The organism is Micromonospora sp. NPDC007208 (genome assembly GCF_042869175.1).
Classification (GTDB): Bacteria; Actinomycetota; Actinomycetes; order Mycobacteriales; family Micromonosporaceae; genus Micromonospora; species Micromonospora foliorum.
Genome location: NZ_JBIAFG010000017.1, coordinates 35,652 through 52,949, shown reverse-complemented (window position 1 = coordinate 52,949; position 17,298 = coordinate 35,652). Strand labels below are relative to the sequence as shown.

The following is a 17,298-nucleotide window of genomic DNA, read 5'->3' as shown; positions in this document are numbered from 1 at the left end:
CGGTCAGCCTGCCGGTCGGGGGTCGACCAGGAACAGCTGGTCCGCGCCGTTGGTGCACGGCTCGACCAGCGCCTCGGCCGACACCTCGGTGTCATCGTCGCGGAGCCCCACGCACAGGTCGGTGCCGCTCGGTCTGATCCGGTACGAGGTCGGCGCGGGTACGGTCGGCTCGAAGCGGAACAGCTGCGACGAGTTGCTGTCGCTGCACTTGGTGAAGGGTTCGAGCAGGTTCCGACCGGGATCCTCGCTGCGGATGGTGAGGCAGCCCGGCCCGTGCACCGGGTGGCTCCACTTGATGAAGTACAGCCCGCCGGCCGCCGGTTCCAGGTAGGTGTCCGGTGGGGTGGCGTCCACGCAGGGACGCTGGACCGCCACCTCGTGCGGGTACTGCCCGGTGCGCTCGCGCCCCTCGGTGAGGCACAGTTGCGGGTTGCGGGCGGGGTGGATCCGGCTCAGCCGCGCGTCCGGCCCGATCGTCGGGCTGGCGTCCGCCTCGGGGCTGGCGTCACCGTCCGGGCTGGCGCTCTCCGCCGAGGGGACGCCGGAAACCGCCGGGGTCGGGCCGCCGCGCTGACCCGTCTGCCGTGTGTCGTCGGGTCGCTGAACCCAGGCCACCACGCCGACGACGGCCAGCAGCACCCCGACGACGAGAAACGCCAGCGGTGCGCGCCGGGCGAACCACCGCGCTCGTGCCGGTGCGGCACGGTCCACCACCGCCGGCGGCGCCGCGTCGGCCGGCGAACCGTCCGCTGCGCTGCCGTCAGCCGGCTGGTCCGCTGCACTGCCGTCGGCCGGCTGGTCCGACACGGGCGACATCGGCGCGTACGCGTTCACCGCGATCCGGTGTCGCGCCCGTAGCCACGTCTCGACCTGGTCCTCCGCGCCGCACGCCCGAACGAACGCGGCCACCACCTCGGGTCGCGGCAGTGTGGACCGGCGCAGGATGTCGGCCGCGGTGCTGCGGGCCAGCACGTCACCCGCCGACGCGGCACGCTGCTCCAGTTGCCGGTAGGTGAGCCCCGAGCGGTCCTTGAGCTGGCGCAGCATCTCGACGAACCCGGCCGGGTCGGACGCGTCGTCCGGGCGTAGCTCCCCCGTGGTCATCGCCCGATTCTCCAGACACCGCGGACGCGGGGGCAAGTCGGGTCCCAGCGACTGTCCGAGGTGGTCGGACAGGATCCGGACATGGCGCCCTGAGCTGCCCGGACAGCGCACCCCGGCGACCAGGGCATTGTCCTCGCCCGCCGGCTTATCTAGCGTCGACGCTCGATGGCCGCGCCGTTGGGCGGGTGCGGCCGTCGGGCTCGGACCGGAACCGGTCCGAGCCCGACCAGATCGACGAAACGGGGAGAATCGATGGATGACGCTACCCGGGATCCGGTGCCGCAGGCGGCCACGGCGGGGGAGTACGTCGCGTTGCTGCGGGACGTGCGGAGGTGCTCGGGCCTGACCTACCGGGAGATCTCCCGGCGCGCCTCGGCGGCCGGACACTGGCTGCCGGCGAGCACGCTCGCCACGATGCTGGGGCGGATCACCCTGCCCCGGGAGCGCACCGTGGTGGCGATGTTGGCGGCCTGCGAGGTGCCCGACATCGAACGGTGGGTGGGGATGCGGCGGGACATCGAGGCCCGCCTCAGCGAGCGGGACCGGTGGGAGACCTCGGCGTCGCAGACCACCGTGACGCCCGCCGCCAGCCAGCCCCCGGCGGCGGAGCCGGTCCCGCCCGCTGGCCCTGCCCCGTCGGCGGAGCCCATCCCGCCCGCCGAGCCGACGTCGCCCGCCGACCCGACCACGTCGGCCGACGCGCCTGCGTCCGCCGGCCCCGTCCGGTCCGACGAGCTGACAGCGTCGGTCAGGCCGGTCCTGCCGGAGCGGTCGCGACCCGAGGCGCCCCGGTCGGCCCGTCGCCGCCTCCGGCTGGCGGTGCTCGCGGTGCTCGCGGTGCTGACGATCGGCGCGACCGGCACGCTGCTGCCGAAGCTCACCGCCACGGCGAGCAGCTCGTCGACCGACGGTTGCCCGCTGGTCCTGCGCGAGGGCATGTACGGCCCGTGCGTGCTGGACCTCCAGGAACGGTTGGTGGCCCGCGGACTGGACGTGCCGGTGGACGGCTGGTTCGGCCCGGGTACCACCAGCGGGCTGATCGCCTTCCAGGCCCTGGGCAGCCTGCCGGTCAGCGGCACCGCCGACGGGGAGGTGCTCGACGAGTTGGCAAGCCAGCCGACGGTGCCCGCGCCCTGGCCGGAGGACCGGATCGGCAAGTACCTGCGGCGCACCTTCCCGGAGGATCCGAGTGGGGCGGTGGAGATGGCCCGTTGTCTGTCCGAGTTGGACCCGTACCGGGTGGTGGTCGTCGCCGACGGGTCGCGGCGCTGGGGGCTGTTCCAGTTCACCGACAGCGAGTTGTCCCGGTTCGGCGTCGACCCCCGGACGGCGCTGGACCCGTACTGGAACATCCGGACGGCACGCAACATCTGGTCGCTCACCAGCGGTTTCGGCCACTGGCAGTGCGCGCCGTCGCCGTCGCTGTGACCCCGGTGCGGTGCGGTCATCGAAAGCCCCTCGTCCGGAACCGGCGACAACAAGGCCGTCGCCGTGCGCTGGACTCACCGTAGGAGGGCCCGCGCTGTTCGCAGCCTCCGAACAGCGCGCGGAACGGTGCCGTACGACGGCGGGCGCCGGCATCCGTCCCGGACACCGGCGCCCGCGCGCTCAGCCGATGGTCTCCCGCTCCCGCCAGGCGGTACGCAGGGAGGTCCGGCCGTTGGTGCGCAGCAGCGAGCCCTCGTACACCCGGGCACCGGCGAGGAGGAACGCGCCGGCGGCGAGCAGCAGGATGACCAGCGAGACGATCGGCTCCCACCCGGCCGCGTCACCGGTGAACAGCCGCAGCGGCATGGCCGTGGGCGACGAGAACGGCACATAGGACAGCACCCGCATCGCGGTGGCGTTGTCGTTCAGGAAGATCACCGCGAAGAACGGCAGCATGACGGCGAGCTGCACCGGCGTCGACACGGCGGCGATGTCCTCCTGCCGGTTGGCCAGCGCGCCGGCCGCCGCCCACATGGCGGCGAGCAGCACGAAACCGATCAGGAAGAACGGCACGAACCAGCCGATCGCCGGGGCGAGCAGGGTGAGCAGACCTCCGCTGTCGCCGATCTGCAGCCCGATCACCGCCACCACCGCGATCAGGGCTATCTGCGCGAACGCCAGGATGGCCCCGGCCACCACCTTCCCGGCCAGCAGGGCCCGGACCGGCACGGCGGCCACCAGGATCTCCACGATCCGGGTCTGCTTCTCCTCGATGACGCTCTGCGCGATCTGCACACCGAACGTCTGTGAGGTGATGAAGAAGACGAACGCGAAGACGAACGGCACCAGGAACGCCACCACCGGGTCGACCGCGTCCGGGTCGAGCAGGCGGACCGCCGGCTGGGTGCTCAGGGCCTTCACCACGTCGTCGGGAGCCTCGTCCATGGCCAGGACGGCTGGTCCGGTGACCACCGCCGCGTCCACGTCGTCGTCGCGGACGGCCTGCTCGGCGGCCCGGTCGTCGGCGACGACCCGGACCTCCAGCCCGGCGGCGCGCAGCGGCGCGGCCACGCTCTCGGTCGCCGCCACGGTGGACGGCCCGCCGGAGAAGAGCGGCGGCAGGATGGTGCCCGCCGCGGCGATCAGCAGGAAGAACAGCGTGCCGAACAGGAAGGTACGGTCGCGGAGCTTGACCCGGATCTCGCGTTCGGCGACCAGCCGGGTGGCCTGGGTGACGTTCACTGGGTGACCTCTCGGAAGATCTCGGTGAGCGAGGGGCTGACCGGGCGGAAGGCGCGGACCGGGCCGCGGGCGAGGGCCGCCCGCAGCACGGGCTGTTCGTCGGTGCCGGCCGGCAGGTCGAAGACCACGCGCGCGCCGTCCAGCTCGACCACTGTCACCCCGGGGTGGTCGCGTACCCAGCCGGCGTCCTGCTCCACGACCAGCTCGAAGCGGGGCACGGTGTACGAGTCGCGGAGCTGCTGCCGGCTGCCGGCGGCCCGGATCACCCCGTCCCCGATGATCACCAGGTCGTCGCAGAGGCGCTCCACGACGTCGAGCTGGTGACTGGAGAAGAGCACCGGCGCGCCGGCTGCGGCCCGTTCCCGTAGCACCGCCACGACGGTCTCCACGGCCAGCGGGTCGAGGCCGGAGAACGGTTCGTCGAGCACCAGCACCTCGGGGTCGTGCACCAGCGCGGCGGCGATCTGGGCGCGCTGCTGGTTGCCCAGCGACAGCGTCTCCAGCAGGTCGTCGCCGCGCTCACCGAGCCCGACCCGGTCCAGCAGTGCGTCGGTGGAACGCCGGGCCGCGGCGGCGTCCAACCCGTGCAGCCGGCCCAGGTAGGTCACCTGCTCGCGGGTGGTCATCTTGGGGTAGAGGCCCCGCTCCTCCGGCATGTAGCCGAAGCGCCGACGGTCCTGCCGGGTCAGCGTGGTGCCGCCCCAGCTCACCTCGCCGGCGTCGGGGGCGAGGACACCCAGGATGATCCGCATGGTGGTGGTCTTGCCGGCGCCGTTGGCGCCCACGAAACCGGTCATCCGACCGGCGGACACCTCGAAGGACACGTTCCTGAGCACCTGACGGTCGCCGAAGCTGCGGTCGACGCCGTCGAGGCGAAGCGTTCTGGTCACGCCCCCACGCTAGATCGAGTACGCCGCCGTGCCGTCCGCCCGACGGGTGAGCGGACGGGTCCACCTCGCGGCGGACGCCTGTCACCCGCCGGGCCGGACCACCCCGTTCTCGTACGCGAACACCACGGCCTGCACCCGGTCGCGCAGGCCGAGTTTGGCCAGTACCCGGCTCACGTGCGTCTTCACGGTCGCCTCGCCCAGGTGGATGGTCGCGGCGATCTCCGCGTTGCTCGACCCGGCGGCGAGCAGCATCAGCACCTCCCGTTCGCGCGGGGTCAGCTCGGCCAGCGCGGCGTCGGCGTCCGGGCCGCGGTGGGCGGTGCCCGTCGGGTCGCCGGGTCGGGCGAAGGTGGAGATCACCCGGCGGGTGATCTCCGGGGCCAGCAGGCCGTCGCCCCTGGCCAGCACCCGGATCGCCTCGATCAGCTCCTCCGGCGTGCCGTTCTTGAGCAGGAAGCCGCTGGCGCCGGCCCGTAGCGCGGCGAACAGGTAGTCGTCGCGGTCAAAGGTCGTGAGGATCAGCACCGCGGGCGCCCCGGGGCCGTCGGCGACGATCTGCCGGGTGGCCTCCAGGCCGTCCATCCCGGGCATCTCCACATCCATGAGTACGACGTCGGGGCGGGTGGCCCGGGTCATGCTGACGGCCCGTTCGCCGTCGGCGGCCTCACCGACCACCTCGATGTCGTCCTCCACCTCAAGGATGACCCGGAAGCCGGTACGGACGAGGTGCTGGTCGTCGGCGAGCAGCACCCGGACCGGCGCGCCGGTGTCGGGCGCGTGCGGGGTTGTCGTGCTCATGCCGACGGCTCCGCGCCGGCTGCCGCCCGGTGCCCGTCGCTCGGCTCCCGCTGCGGGCCGACCGGGCGATCCGTCGACGCCGCGAGGGGGAAGCGGGCACGTACCCGCCAGCCGCCGCCGGCCCGCGGCCCGGCCTCCAGGTCGCCGTCGTGGGCGGTGACCCGTTCGCGCATCCCGATCAGGCCCAACCCGACGGCGTCGGCCCGGCCACCGCCCCGCCCGTCGTCGGTCACGTCGACCTCCACCTCCCGGGCCAGGTACCGGACCCGCACGTCGAGCAGGGCCGCCTCGGCGTGTTTCAGCGTGTTGGTCACCGCCTCCTGGGTCACCCGGTAGGCCGCCTGGGAGACCGATTCGGGCACCGCGACCGGATCGCCGTACACCCCGAGGGTGGCCGTCAGCCCGGCGGCCCGAGCCCGCTCGACAAGCTCGTCGATCCGTTCGACGCCGCCGGCCGCCGGCGGCCCGGCGTCGGTGCCGGCGGAGGTCCGCAGCACGCCGAGCATCCGACGTAGCTCGTCGACGGCGGTACGGGCGCTCTGCTCGATGGCGGTCAGTGCCGTGCGGGCCTTGCCCGGGTCGCGGTCGAACACCCGGCGGCAGGCGGACGCCTGCACGCCCATCACCGACACGTGGTGGGCGACCACGTCGTGCAGCTCGCGGGCGATCCGGACCCGTTCGCCGAGCACCGCCCGTTCCCGGGCCTCGGCCTGCGACCGGCGCAGGTCCTCGGCCTGGGCGCGCAGCTCGTGCTCGCGGCGCGCGGCCACCCACGCGGTCTCGCCGAAGAAGTACGCGAAACCGAAGACCAGCACGTTGAGCAGCACACCGTTGACCATCGCGGCGAGCACCGGTGGCACCGGCCCGACCGCGTCGGCGAAGGTGTTCTCCGGGATGTGGTCGATCATCACCGCGTAGTAGAGCCCGAGCCAGGCGAACATCGTGGCGATCACGCCGATCCGCAGCCGGCGGGACAGCTGGCGGTCCTGCCCCCAGGCCCCGACGGTGTAGAGGGCACAGAACAGGGCCCAGGAGGAGAACTGGCTCTCCGGGGCCGAGCGCGCCTGCGCGGCGATGAACACCACCGCGACGACGAGCAGGGTCGCGGTCGGCCAGCGTCGTCGCCAGATCAGCGGGAGGGTCACCGCGACGGTCCAGAACAGCTGCTCCGGCCCGGACGGCGGTGGGCCCAGCAGGAACGCGCCGGTGCTGCGGGCCAGGGTCAGACTGACCAACGCCAGCCCGGTCATCCCCAGGCCGATCCAGAGGTCGTTTCGGCGCTGCTCCGCCGTCGGACCCGGACGACGCCATTCCGGTTGCGGTGCCACGGTCATCCGGGAACGATGCCACGCCGCCCACCAGGCCCGCCGACCGGGCGGGCCGATGTCGCCGTGGTCGCCACGACGGGCGACGGCCCGGCGCGGGGTACGCGCCGGACCGCCGTGCGGGATGTCGCTCACGCCGTCTGCCGCCGGGTCTTCAGGGCGGTGTCGATCAGGTCCCAAACCGCGACGGCTGCCGCTCCCACCGCGATGGTCGCCCCGAGGACGTTGCGGTTGTCGGCGTCCGCCAGCCAGCTGAGCCGCTCGGCCAGGGCCGGGTTGAGCAGTCGGTCGGAGAGCGCCAGCCACATCAGCGGCACCGCGAACGCCAGGCTGAGCAGCGCCCTGATGCCGAAGAGCGTCCAGGTCCAGCGCGCGATCCGGTACTTGACGATCTCGAGAACCGCGCTGGCGGCCAGGACGACGATCAGCGCCGGCAGCCAGAACGACCAGAGCGCCGGGTCGAGGAGCGGGATGTTCTCGCCGTCGGTGCCGCGCACCCAGGACTGGTAGTGCTGGAACGGCAGGTACGCGATGGTCAGCACCAGCATGATCACCGATGCGACGGTGTCGGCGAGCGGGATGCCCCGGTGCGCCGGGGCGTCGGGCAGTTGGTCGACAGTCCAGCCCGGCAGGTCCACAGTCGTCTGGGAGCGCTCGATGATGGCGAAGGTCAGGGTGAGCCAGAAGGTGATCTGCACGGCCACCTGCAGGGCGATGACGATGCCCGGCCCGATGGCTCCGAAACCGCTGCCCTCGGCGACCTTGACGATGGCGAAGATCGTGCCGACGAGCGCCGGGATGAAGCTGAGCAGCAGCTTCAGCAGCCGCAGCCAGACCAGGTAGTAGGTCGGGCCGATGAGCTGCAACCGGCGGTCGGCGTACCGGGCGGCCAGCTCGTCCGGGTTGCCCAGCTCGGTGAGCACCTCCCGCTCGGCGACGGTCGGGTCCGCGCCACCGCCGGTGCGATCGTCGATCATGTCCTCGATGGAGGCCCGCAGCTCGGTGGCGATTTCGTCGCGGCGCTGGGTGGGCACCGAGCGCAGGGTGGCGGCGAGGTAGCGGTCGGTCAGCGTGTTCATCGGTCGACTCCTTGGATCAGGCCGGTGATGGAGGTCTGCACGGCGGCGAGGTCGTCGAGGAGCCGGTTCAGCATCGACTCGCCCTCGTCGCTGGTCCGGTAGAACTTGCGCGGTCGGCTCTCTTCGGTGTTCCACTCGCTGGTCAGCAGCCCCTGGTCCTCCAGGCGGCGCAGCAGCGGGTAGAGGGTGTTGGCGTCGACCGGGAAGCCGTGGTCGCTGAGCCGTTGCAGCAGTGCGTAGCCGTAGTCCGGTCGGCGCAGCGCGACCAGGCTGGCCACCACGACGGTGCCTCGACGCAACTCCTGTAGGTGCGTCCGTAGAACGTCCTCGCTAACCATGTGTCACACCATACTGTGTGGCACACAGTGTTGTCTACGCCGACATCATCGTGTCCCTCCAACCTCCGCCCACCCTCTCGTTCGGTCCGATACGACATGCGGGACGCCCGGCCGACACCGGACGCCCCGCACCTGGGAAAAGTCAGCAGGACCCGCCCTGCCGGAAGTTGCGCTCGACGAAGCTGGCCGGGCCGACCTGGAAGTAGCCCACGCCAGGCCGGATCGGGTGCCCGGTGAACAGCTCCACCCGCGACCCGACCCGGACCAGGTACGCCTCGGCGTCCCCCGCGTCGTTGCGGATCAGCGACCCCCGCCGGCCGTAGATCGCCTCCAACTCGTCGAAGGACATGCCGACCGAGGCACCGGCGGGGGACCGTGGCGGCGCGGTGGCCGTACCGACCTCCACCAGTCGCCCGTCGTGGAAGGCCAGCAGGAGCACGCCCGCCCAGGAGCCGGTCACGCCGGCGTGCACCACCCCGCCGCAGCCCGGCGCGGTCCAGTCGATGTGCCCGTTCGAGGTGAGCGCCGCCAGGCTGGCGCCGATGCGGTACACGCCGGCACCGGCGACGCTGAGCACCTGCGGGTGGCTGTGCCCGACAGCGGTGGCGAGCGGGCCGCGCGCCGACGCGGCGCCGCCGGCCCGGGGTGCTGCCGCCGCCGGGCCGGCGACGGTCGCCGGGACGAGCGTGCCGAGCGCCAACGCGGCGGTGGTGAGGAGGATCGCGGGACGGTTCATGATGGCTCCTTCGGTGATGGGTCTCCTGCCCTCTTAGTCACCGCGCCAGGGCCAACGGTTCGTCGGGATCCCGACCAACCCGGTCTACTGTGCAGAGAAACGCCGACCGACCGTGCTGGCCGGAGGTGACACGGTGACGGCTCCACTGCGGATCGGGCCCTACGCCATCGAGCGACTGCTCGGCGTCGGTTCGTTCGCGACGGTCTGGCTGGGCCACGACCGGGCGCTCGACGCGCACGTGGCGATCAAGGTGCTGGCCGAGAACTGGAGCCACGACCTGCGGGTCCGGGAACGCTTCCTCGACGAGGCCCGGTTGCTGCGTCGGTTGGAGCACGAACGGCTGATCCGGGTACACGCCGTCGGTGAGCTGCCCGACGGCCGCCCGTACGCGGTCCTGGCCTGGGCGGACGGGGGCAGCCTGCGGGACCGGCTGGCCGTTGGCGAGATCCCCGCGCCGGCGGCGCTGCGGCTGCTCGGCGAGGTCTGCGCCGGGGTCGCCGTGCTGCACCGGCACGGCGTCGTGCACCGCGATCTCACCCCGGGCAACATCCTGTTCCGCTCCGCCGGCCCCGGCGGCCCGGAACAGGTGCTGATCGCCGACCTCGGCCTCGCCAAGGCGTTGGCCGCCGCCTCCGGGCTGACCGCCCGGGCCGGCACCCCGGGCTACATGGCCCCGGAGCAGGACGATCCGGGCGCGGTGGTCGACACCCGCGCCGACGTGTACGGGCTCGGCCGGCTCGGCATCCGACTGCTGGCCGCCGACCCGTCGGGCGCGAACCCGACCGGGCCCGATCCGCCTCGGCACGTCCCGGAGATCCGACTACGGGACGACGTGCCCGCGGCGGTCGCGGCGGTGCTCGCCCGGTCCACCGCCCACCGCCCGGCCGACCGCTACCCCGACGCCGCGACCCTGCACGCCGCGCTAACCCGCGCGAGCGCCCCGGTCGCGGGGACCGGTGGGAGCGGCCTGACGGGGCGGCCGGTCGCGTTGACGGGCGCGAGCGCCCCGGCGGTGCTGGCTGCGCCGACGGGTCCCGTGCGGCGCCGGCCCGCACCCCCGCCGGGGGCCCGCCGCCCGTACCGGTTGCGGCTGGCCGGGGTCGCGGTCGTGGCCGTCGCCGCGGTGGGTGCGGTGGGCGCCGAGTCGGGTGGCGCCGGGTCGGCTCGGCCGGTCGGCGGCACGTACACGGCCGGGCCGCTGACCGTGGCGTTGCCGCCCGGTTGGTCCGCCACGGGTGCCACCTGGGCCGGTCAGTACGGTGCCGACGGTGAGCCCGAGCCGGCGCTGGTGATGTCACCGCAACCCCGCCGGTGGGCCGCCGACCCCCGACTGCCGGGCGCGTTCGTGGGTCTCTCCGCCAGCACGGCGGCACGCACCACGCCGGCCGGGTTCCTGGCCGAGCGCACGCACAGCGACTGCGCGTCCGCGCCGGCCCGCGCCACCGGGCAGGCGGGCGTCGAGTGGACCGTGGTGGCGTACCGCTGCGACCGGGGTCGGCCGCAGATCATCGAGTCGGCCGCCCTGCACCCCGGCCGACCCGCACTGGTGTACGTGCAGATCGCCCCGCCAGCGGACAGCGGACCCGCCTTCGTGGACACCCTGCTCGCCGGAGTACACCTGCGGTAGGTGCGGCGGAACGCGCCCGTCGGCGACCCCCCGGGTGTGAAGCTGTCACCGTGGCCCAGAAGCGCGAGCCGGTGAGCGGCGGCCCGCGTCGAGCACCGATCCGCACGCCGAACGGGTCACCGCGTACGGACCTGCTGGAGCTGTTCTTCGACCTCGCCCTGGTCGCCGGTCTGGCGATGACCTCGCGAAAGATGGCCGCCGACCAGAGTTGGATCGGCATCGCCCAGGCGCTGCTCCTGCTGTCGACGTTGTTCGCGGTGTGGGTGACCACCACGTTGATCACCGACAGCTACAGCCCCCGGAAGCAGCCGCTCCCACTGTTGATCCTGGGCACCATGTTCGGCCTGATGCTGATGGCCGCCGCGCTGCCCACGGCGTTCGGTGACCACGGGTTGATCTTCAGCGGTACCTGGGTCGCGATCTTCCTGGTGCGAGGGCTGGTGCTCGCCTGGTTCCTGCGGGGGCGGCCGGAGCAGGAGCGTCCGGTACGCGCTCTGATCTGGGACGTCGGCTCGGGGACCCTCTGGGTGGTCGGCGGTCTGGTGGCCGATCCCGGCTGGCGGCTCGCGGTGTGGCTGGCCGCGCTGACGGTCGACTACACCGCGTTCGGCCTACGCTTTCCGCTTCCCGGTCGGGCACCTCTGCCGCGCTACCAGGTGGTGCCCGAGCACCTCGCCGAGCGCTACCAGCAGATCTACATTCTGTCCCTGGGTGAGCTGGTCCTGGTCAGCGTCCTCAGCCTGGGCCACCAACCCTTCACCGCGGATCGGGTGGCCGCCTTCGGTACCGCGTTCCTCACGGCCGCGGTGCTCTGGTGGAGCTACGCCCGGGGAGCCGGCGCGACCCTCCGCGCCGCCATCGAGTCGTCGCCCCACCCGGCCCGGCTGGTGCAGACCAACCCGTACGCCCACTGGCTCATGATCGCCGGGGTGGTCGGCACGGCCGCCGGTGTCGAACGGATCATCGAGCAGCCCGCCGAGCGGCCGGGCGCACCGATGGTCGCGCTCATCCTGGGCGGTGCCGGGCTGCTGCTGTGCGGTCGCGCGGTGCTCGAGTACGAGGTCTACGAGCGGTTGCCGCTGTCCCATGTCGCCGGCGTCGTCGTGGCGATCGCTCTCGCCACGGTCGCGCCGCACCTGCCCGGTCTGACGGTGAGCGTCGCCGCCGGTCTGGTGCTGCTGGGGGTCGCCACCGCCGAGTTCTTCCGGGCCCGGCACCGATCCACCGGCTAGCGGACCACCACGGTGATGGTGTGCTCCCGGCCGTCCTTCGGGATCGTCACCGCGACGGTGCCGGCGCGGACGAAGCGGATGTCCACCACGCCCGCCTCGTACTGCTGGGAGACCAACTCCGGGCGGTCCACGGTGACGAGCCCCGGCCCGATGCCCTGGATGCGCAGCACCGCACCGGTGGCGAAGCAGAGCGATTTCAGCAGCTCGATCTCGGTCTCGGCGAGCGGCAGGTCGTAGCGGACCGCGCCCTGACAGGCCGGGGTCGCGTCGGGCGGGGGAGTCGTTGGGGGCGTACCCCTGGGCCTGGTGGGTGCGGGCGGTGGTGCGGCCGGGCGCCCGCTGGTCGGCGGCGGTCGGAACGGCGACCCGGTGGCCGTGGGGATGATGGGGATCGTGGAGATCGCGGAGGGGGTCGGCGTCGGATGGGTCGGGCCGGGCGGTTGGACGGGCAGGGGCGAGACGGCGTCGGCGCCGCCGCAGCCGGCGACCGCCACGGTGACGGCGAGGACGACGGCGACCCGGCGGAACGACGGGCGGCTCACTCGGCGCCGAGCCGTTGCCGGACCTGCCGCCGGGCCAGGTGCAACCGGGACTTCACAGTGCCCAGCGGTACGTCGAGCAGAGCGGCGATCTCGGGGTAGCTGAGCCCGAGGACATCGCGCAGGGCGACCACCTCGGCGAGGTCGGGGTGGACCGAGTCGAAGGCGTCGAGCAGGTCGAGGCGGGTGCCCGCCACCACGCTGGTTCGTCGGGGGTCGGCCTGGTCGGGCAGCGGTACGCCGCCGGCCTCCAACCGGCAGCGGCGGCGCAGTGTGCGGTACGTGGAGCGGGCCCGGTTGGCGGTCAGCCGGTGCAGCCAGGTGCGGAACGAGGAGCGCCCCTCGAACCGGCCGATGCCGCCGGCCAGCGCCAGCAGCGTGTCCTGGCAGGCCTCTTCGGCGTCCTCCCGACTGGGCAGGAACCGGGCGCACAGCCGCAGCACCTCCGGGCGCACCGCGACCAGCAGGGCGTTCAGCGCGGCCGGGTCGCCGTGCGCGGCGACGCGGGCCAGCGCGTCGAAGTCCTCCGCGTCGGGCATGCCGGGTGTCCAATGCTCGCCGGTGCCGATCCCTGAGCGTACGACCGGTGCCGCCGCAGCGGCCCCGTACCGTCCGACACCCGACGCGCGCGCTACTCGAAGCGGGACACGTCCCCGGCGCCCCGGCGCAGGATCTCCGGCTCGGGCCCGGACAGGTCGATCACGGTCGTCGGCTCCTTGCCGCAGTCGCCGGCGTCGAGCACCGCGTCGAGCTGGTGGTCGAGCCGTTCCTTGATCTCCCAGCCCTGGGTCATCGGCTCCTCGTCGCCGGGCAGGACCAGCGTGCTGGACACCAGCGGCTCGGCCAGCTCGGCCAGCAGCGCCTGGGTGACGGTGTGCCGGGGCACCCGCACGCCGACGGTCCGCTTCTTCGGGTGCAGCATCCGGCGGGGCACCTCCCGGGTGGCCGGCAGGATGAACGTGTAACTGCCCGGGGTGGACGCCTTCACCAGGCGAAAGACCGAGTTGCTGATCTGCACGAACTGACCGAGCTGCGCGAAGTCGTGACAGACCAGCGTGAAGTGGTGCCGGTCGTCGAGGTGTCGGATCTGCCGGATGCGGTCCAGCCCGTCCTGGTTGCCCAGTTGGGTGCCGAGCGCGTAGCAGGAGTCCGTCGGGTAGGCGACCAGCCCACCACCGCGGATCAGGTCGGCGACCTGCCCGATGACCCGGGGCTGGGGGTTCTCCGGGTGTACGTCGTAGTACCTCGCCATCCTCCGAGCCTAGGCCCACGCGGGGGCGATCAGGAGACGAGGGCCACCCTCGGCGCGGACGGTGGAGCCGCCGAGATCACCTCGGTAGGGTAGGTCCCGGTCGGCTCCGACCAACAAGATCCACACCGCCGGGGGGCGCCACGCATGGCTGATTCGTTCGCGCATCTGCACGTGCACACCGAGTACTCGATGCTCGACGGAGCGGCCCGACTGAAGGACCTGTTCGCCGAGGCCAAGCGGCTGGGCATGCCCGCTGTGGCGATCACCGACCACGGCAACATGCACGGTGCGAACGACTTCTACAACCAGGCGATGGCCGCCGGGATCACGCCGATCCTGGGCGTCGAGGCGTACGTGGCGCCGGAGTCGCGCTATCACAAGGCACGGGTCAAGTGGGGTCGCCCGGAGCAGAAGAGCGACGACATTTCCGGTAACGGCGCGATCACCCACAAGACCATGTGGGCGAAGAACGCGCAGGGCCTGAAGAACCTCTTCACCCTCAACTCGCGCGCCTCCATGGAGGGGCACTACGTCAAGTGGCCCCGGATGGACATGGAGCTGATCGCCGAGCACGCCGAGGGGATCATGGCCACCACCGGCTGCCCGTCCGGTGCGGTGCAGACCCGGCTGCGACTGGGCCAGTTCGACGAGGCGCTCAAGGTCGCCGCCAGCTACCAGGACATCTTCGGCAAGGACAACTACTTCCTGGAGATCATGGATCACGGCCTCTCCATCGAGAGCCGGGTCCGCGAGGGGCTCACCGAGATCGCCCGCAAGCTGGACATCCCGCCGGTGGTCACGAACGACTCGCACTACACCCACGAGGCGCAGGCCACCGCCCACGACGTGCTGCTCTGCGTGCAGACCGGCAGCAACATCGACGACCCCAACCGGTTCCGGTTCGAGGGCGGCGGCTACTTCATCAAGAGCGCCGACCAGATGCGCGCGGTGGACTCGTCCGAGCTGTGGCAGGAGGGCTGCCGCAACACCCTGCTGGTCGCCGAGAAGGTCGACCCGGCCGGGATGTTCGAGTTCCACAACCTGATGCCGCGCTTCCCGGTCCCGGAGGGGGAGACCGAGGAGTCCTGGTTCCGCAAGGAAACCTTCGCCGGCCTGGCCCGCCGCTACCCGAACGGCATCCCGGAGGGGCACGTCGTCCAGGCGGAGTACGAGCTCGGCGTGATCAACCAGATGGGCTTCCCGTCCTACTTCCTCGTGGTCGCCGACTTCATCCAGTGGGCGAAGAACCAGGGCATCGCGGTGGGTCCGGGCCGTGGTTCGGCCGCCGGGTCGCTCGTCGCGTACGCGCTGGGCATCACCGACCTGGACCCGATCCAGCACGGCCTGATCTTCGAGCGGTTCCTCAACCCCGAGCGGGTCTCGATGCCGGATGTCGACATCGACTTCGACGAGCGTCGGCGCGGCGAGGTGATCAAGTACGTCACCGACAAGTGGGGCGACGACAAGGTCGCCCAGATCGCCACCTTCGGCACGATCAAGGCGAAGGCCGCGATCAAGGACTCGGCCCGGGTCCTGGGCTTCCCGTACGCGGTCGGCGACCGGATCACCAAGGCCATGCCACCGGCGGTGATGGGCAAGGACATCCCGCTCACCGGCATCTTCGACAACAAGCACCCCCGCTACGCCGAGGCGGGCGAGATCCGCGGCCTGTACGACTCCGACCCGGACGTGCGCAAGGTGATCGACACGGCCAAGGGCATCGAGGGGCTGATCCGGCAGACCGGTGTGCACGCCGCGGGCGTCATCATGTCCGCCGAGCCGATCATCGAGCACATCCCGTTGATGCGCCGCGACGCCGACGGGGCGATCATCACGCAGTTCGACTACCCGACCTGCGAGTCGCTCGGGCTGCTGAAGATGGACTTCCTCGGCCTGCGCAACCTGACGATCATCGACGACGCGGTCAAGAACATCGAGCTGAACCACGGCCGCAAGCTCGACCTGCTGGGCCTGCCGCTCGACGACAAGGCCGCGTACGACCTGCTGGCCCGCGGTGACACCCTGGGCGTGTTCCAGCTCGACGGTGGGCCGATGCGGTCGCTGCTGCGGTTGATGAAGCCGGACAACTTCGAGGACATCTCCGCCGTCCTGGCCCTCTACCGACCCGGCCCGATGGGTGTCGACTCGCACACCAACTACGCGCTGCGCAAGAACGGCCTCCAGGAGATCACCCCGATCCACCCGGAGCTGGAGGAGCCGCTGCGGGAGATCCTGGAGCCCACCCACGGCCTGATCGTCTACCAGGAGCAGGTGCAGCGCGCCGCGCAGATCCTCGCCGGCTACACCCTCGGTCAGGCGGACCTGCTGCGCCGGGCCATGGGTAAGAAGAAGAAGGAGATCCTCGACAAGGAGTTCATCCCGTTCCGGGACGGCTGTCGCGAACGCGGCTACTCCGACGAGGCGATCCAGGCGGTGTGGGACGTCCTGGTGCCGTTCGCCGGGTACGCCTTCAACAAGGCGCACTCCGCCGCGTACGGCCTGGTCTCCTACTGGACGGCGTACCTGAAGGCGCACTACCCGGCCGAGTACATGGCCGGGTTGCTGACCAGCGTCGGCGACGACAAGGACAAGATGGCGCTCTACCTGTCCGAGTGTCGCCGGATGCGCATCCAGGTCCTGCCACCGGACGTGAACACCTCGGCCGGGCCGTTCACCCCGGTCGGCAAGGACATCCGCTTCGGCCTCGCCGCCGTGCGTAACGTCGGGGCGAACGTGGTCGCCTCGATCATGCGCTGCCGCGAGGAGAAGGGCGAGTACGCCGACTTCTACGACTTCCTGTCCAAGGTGGACGCGGTGGTCTGCAACAAGAAGACAATCGAATCGCTGATCAAGGCGGGCGCGTTCGACTCCCTCGACCACCCCCGCAAGGGCCTGCTCGCGGTGCACGCCGACGCGATCGACGCGTACGCCGACGTCAAGCGCAAGGAGGCCGTCGGCCAGTACGACCTGTTCGGCGCCGGCTTCGGTGACGCCGACACCGGCAGCACCACTGTGATGCCGACCATCGGCGACAGCGAGTGGGACAAGCGCGACAAGCTGGCCTTCGAACGGGAGATGCTCGGCCTGTACGTCTCCGACCACCCGCTGTTCGGCCTGGAGCACATCCTCAACGCGGCAGCCGACACCACGATCGCCTCCCTGGCCGAGGAGGGAGCGGTGCCCGACGGGGCGGTCGTCACCCTCGCCGGCATCCTCTCCGGGGTGCAGCGCCGGGTCACCAAGCAGGGCCGGGCCTGGGCGTCGGCCACCCTGGAGGACCTGGCCGGTGGGGTGGAGACCCTGTTCTTCCCCAACACGTACGAGGTGATCGGGCAGTACATCGCCGAGGACGCCATCGTGGTGGTCAAGGGTCGGGTGGACCGCCGCGACGACACCCCACGGATCATGGCGATGGACATGTCCATGCCGGATGTCAGCACCAGCGCCACCAACAAGCCGGTCACCCTCACCATCCCGGTGCACCGCTGCACACCACCGCTGGTGGAGAAACTCAAGGAAACCCTCGTGCTGCACCCCGGCGACACCGAGGTGCACGTCAAACTGCAGAACGGCGGGCGCACCACCACCCTGCGACTGGGTCCGTTCCGGGTGGCGGCGACGACCGCGCTGATGGGTGACCTGAAGAGCGTTCTCGGCCCGGCCAACGTGAGCTGAGCGGGCCTCGGTCCGGCCGGCGTGCGCCGGCCG

General features: G+C 72.0%; 15 protein-coding genes. 4 read left to right on the top strand and 11 right to left on the bottom strand.

Features of this window, described 5'->3' with window-relative positions:
- Positions 1 to 3: 3 nt before the first annotated feature.
- Positions 4 to 1,104, bottom strand: coding sequence for a helix-turn-helix domain-containing protein (locus ACFYL6_RS27200; RefSeq protein ID WP_387175453.1), 1,101 nt, complete (start codon positions 1,102 to 1,104; stop codon positions 4 to 6).
- Positions 1,105 to 1,356: 252 nt separating this feature from the next.
- Between ACFYL6_RS27200 and ACFYL6_RS27195 the strand changes: the two genes are divergently transcribed.
- Entirely contained in the window at positions 1,357 to 2,532 is a 1,176-nt protein-coding gene (locus tag ACFYL6_RS27195; RefSeq protein WP_387175451.1) for a peptidoglycan-binding protein, read from the top strand.
- Between the two features lie 180 nt (positions 2,533 to 2,712).
- Here ACFYL6_RS27195 and ACFYL6_RS27190 read toward each other — a convergent pair whose 3' ends face one another.
- The 7 genes from ACFYL6_RS27190 to ACFYL6_RS27160 form a co-directional block, all read right to left on the bottom strand.
- Positions 2,713 to 3,774, bottom strand: coding sequence for an ABC transporter permease (locus ACFYL6_RS27190; protein WP_387175449.1), 1,062 nt, complete (start codon positions 3,772 to 3,774; stop codon positions 2,713 to 2,715).
- Positions 3,771 to 4,664, bottom strand: a complete 894-nt coding sequence (locus ACFYL6_RS27185) for an ABC transporter ATP-binding protein (protein ID WP_387175447.1) — start codon at positions 4,662 to 4,664, stop codon at positions 3,771 to 3,773. Before ACFYL6_RS27185 ends, ACFYL6_RS27190 begins: the two co-directional genes overlap by 4 nt.
- Positions 4,665 to 4,745: 81 nt before the next feature.
- A complete protein-coding gene (locus ACFYL6_RS27180) occupies positions 4,746 to 5,462 on the bottom strand; it encodes a response regulator (protein WP_387175445.1) in 717 nt (238 codons plus the stop codon).
- Positions 5,459 to 6,796: a sensor histidine kinase gene (locus ACFYL6_RS27175; RefSeq protein ID WP_387175639.1), complete on the bottom strand. Its 1,338-nt coding sequence runs from the start codon at positions 6,794 to 6,796 to the stop codon at positions 5,459 to 5,461. Before ACFYL6_RS27175 ends, ACFYL6_RS27180 begins: the two co-directional genes overlap by 4 nt.
- Positions 6,797 to 6,918: 122 nt before the next feature.
- Positions 6,919 to 7,866: a permease prefix domain 1-containing protein gene (locus ACFYL6_RS27170; protein ID WP_387175443.1), complete on the bottom strand. Its 948-nt coding sequence runs from the start codon at positions 7,864 to 7,866 to the stop codon at positions 6,919 to 6,921.
- On the bottom strand, positions 7,863 to 8,204 hold the full coding sequence (locus ACFYL6_RS27165) for a PadR family transcriptional regulator (protein ID WP_091401756.1): 342 nt from the start codon (positions 8,202 to 8,204) through the stop codon (positions 7,863 to 7,865). Before ACFYL6_RS27165 ends, ACFYL6_RS27170 begins: the two co-directional genes overlap by 4 nt.
- Before the next feature lie 142 nt (positions 8,205 to 8,346).
- Positions 8,347 to 8,940: a hypothetical protein gene (locus ACFYL6_RS27160; RefSeq protein WP_387175441.1), complete on the bottom strand. Its 594-nt coding sequence runs from the start codon at positions 8,938 to 8,940 to the stop codon at positions 8,347 to 8,349.
- Positions 8,941 to 9,073: 133 nt separating this feature from the next.
- Here ACFYL6_RS27160 and ACFYL6_RS27155 point away from each other — a divergent pair, with 133 nt between their 5' ends.
- Positions 9,074 to 10,567, top strand: a complete 1,494-nt coding sequence (locus tag ACFYL6_RS27155) for a serine/threonine-protein kinase (RefSeq protein ID WP_387175439.1) — start codon at positions 9,074 to 9,076, stop codon at positions 10,565 to 10,567.
- Between the two features lie 50 nt (positions 10,568 to 10,617).
- On the top strand, positions 10,618 to 11,799 hold the full coding sequence (locus ACFYL6_RS27150; RefSeq protein ID WP_387175438.1) for a low temperature requirement protein A: 1,182 nt from the start codon (positions 10,618 to 10,620) through the stop codon (positions 11,797 to 11,799).
- Here the strand turns inward: ACFYL6_RS27150 and ACFYL6_RS27145 are convergent.
- From ACFYL6_RS27145 to ACFYL6_RS27135, 3 genes are all read right to left on the bottom strand, one after another.
- Complete coding sequence (locus ACFYL6_RS27145) at positions 11,796 to 12,341, bottom strand: hypothetical protein (protein WP_387175436.1); 546 nt, start codon at positions 12,339 to 12,341, stop codon at positions 11,796 to 11,798. The genes ACFYL6_RS27150 and ACFYL6_RS27145 overlap by 4 nt on opposite strands.
- Positions 12,338 to 12,877, bottom strand: a complete 540-nt coding sequence (locus ACFYL6_RS27140) for an RNA polymerase sigma factor (protein ID WP_387175434.1) — start codon at positions 12,875 to 12,877, stop codon at positions 12,338 to 12,340. Before ACFYL6_RS27140 ends, ACFYL6_RS27145 begins: the two co-directional genes overlap by 4 nt.
- A gap of 92 nt (positions 12,878 to 12,969) precedes the next feature.
- Positions 12,970 to 13,590 (bottom strand): L-threonylcarbamoyladenylate synthase, encoded by a 621-nt coding sequence (locus ACFYL6_RS27135; RefSeq protein WP_387175432.1) that lies wholly within the window; start codon positions 13,588 to 13,590, stop codon positions 12,970 to 12,972.
- 144 nt (positions 13,591 to 13,734) lie between these two features.
- On the opposite strand from ACFYL6_RS27135, the gene dnaE reads away from it, so the two are divergent.
- Entirely contained in the window at positions 13,735 to 17,265 is a 3,531-nt protein-coding gene (dnaE, locus tag ACFYL6_RS27130; RefSeq protein WP_387175430.1) for a DNA polymerase III subunit alpha, read from the top strand.
- Positions 17,266 to 17,298 lie beyond the last annotated feature (33 nt).

Bases quoted from the DNA above. Each gene is read 5' to 3' on its own strand.
- ACFYL6_RS27200 (WP_387175453.1), bottom strand. From the start codon at position 1,104: ATGACCACGGGGGAGCTACGCCCGGACGACGCGTCCGACCCGGCCGGG.
- ACFYL6_RS27195 (WP_387175451.1), top strand. From the start codon at position 1,357: ATGGATGACGCTACCCGGGATCCGGTGCCGCAGGCGGCCACGGCGGGG.
- ACFYL6_RS27180 (WP_387175445.1), bottom strand. From the start codon at position 5,462: ATGAGCACGACAACCCCGCACGCGCCCGACACCGGCGCGCCGGTCCGG.
- ACFYL6_RS27175 (WP_387175639.1), bottom strand. From the start codon at position 6,796: ATGACCGTGGCACCGCAACCGGAATGGCGTCGTCCGGGTCCGACGGCG.
- ACFYL6_RS27170 (WP_387175443.1), bottom strand. From the start codon at position 7,866: ATGAACACGCTGACCGACCGCTACCTCGCCGCCACCCTGCGCTCGGTG.
- ACFYL6_RS27165 (WP_091401756.1), bottom strand. From the start codon at position 8,204: ATGGTTAGCGAGGACGTTCTACGGACGCACCTACAGGAGTTGCGTCGA.
- ACFYL6_RS27160 (WP_387175441.1), bottom strand. From the start codon at position 8,940: ATGAACCGTCCCGCGATCCTCCTCACCACCGCCGCGTTGGCGCTCGGC.
- ACFYL6_RS27140 (WP_387175434.1), bottom strand. From the start codon at position 12,877: ATGCCCGACGCGGAGGACTTCGACGCGCTGGCCCGCGTCGCCGCGCAC.
- ACFYL6_RS27135 (WP_387175432.1), bottom strand. From the start codon at position 13,590: ATGGCGAGGTACTACGACGTACACCCGGAGAACCCCCAGCCCCGGGTC.
- dnaE (WP_387175430.1), top strand. From the start codon at position 13,735: ATGGCTGATTCGTTCGCGCATCTGCACGTGCACACCGAGTACTCGATG.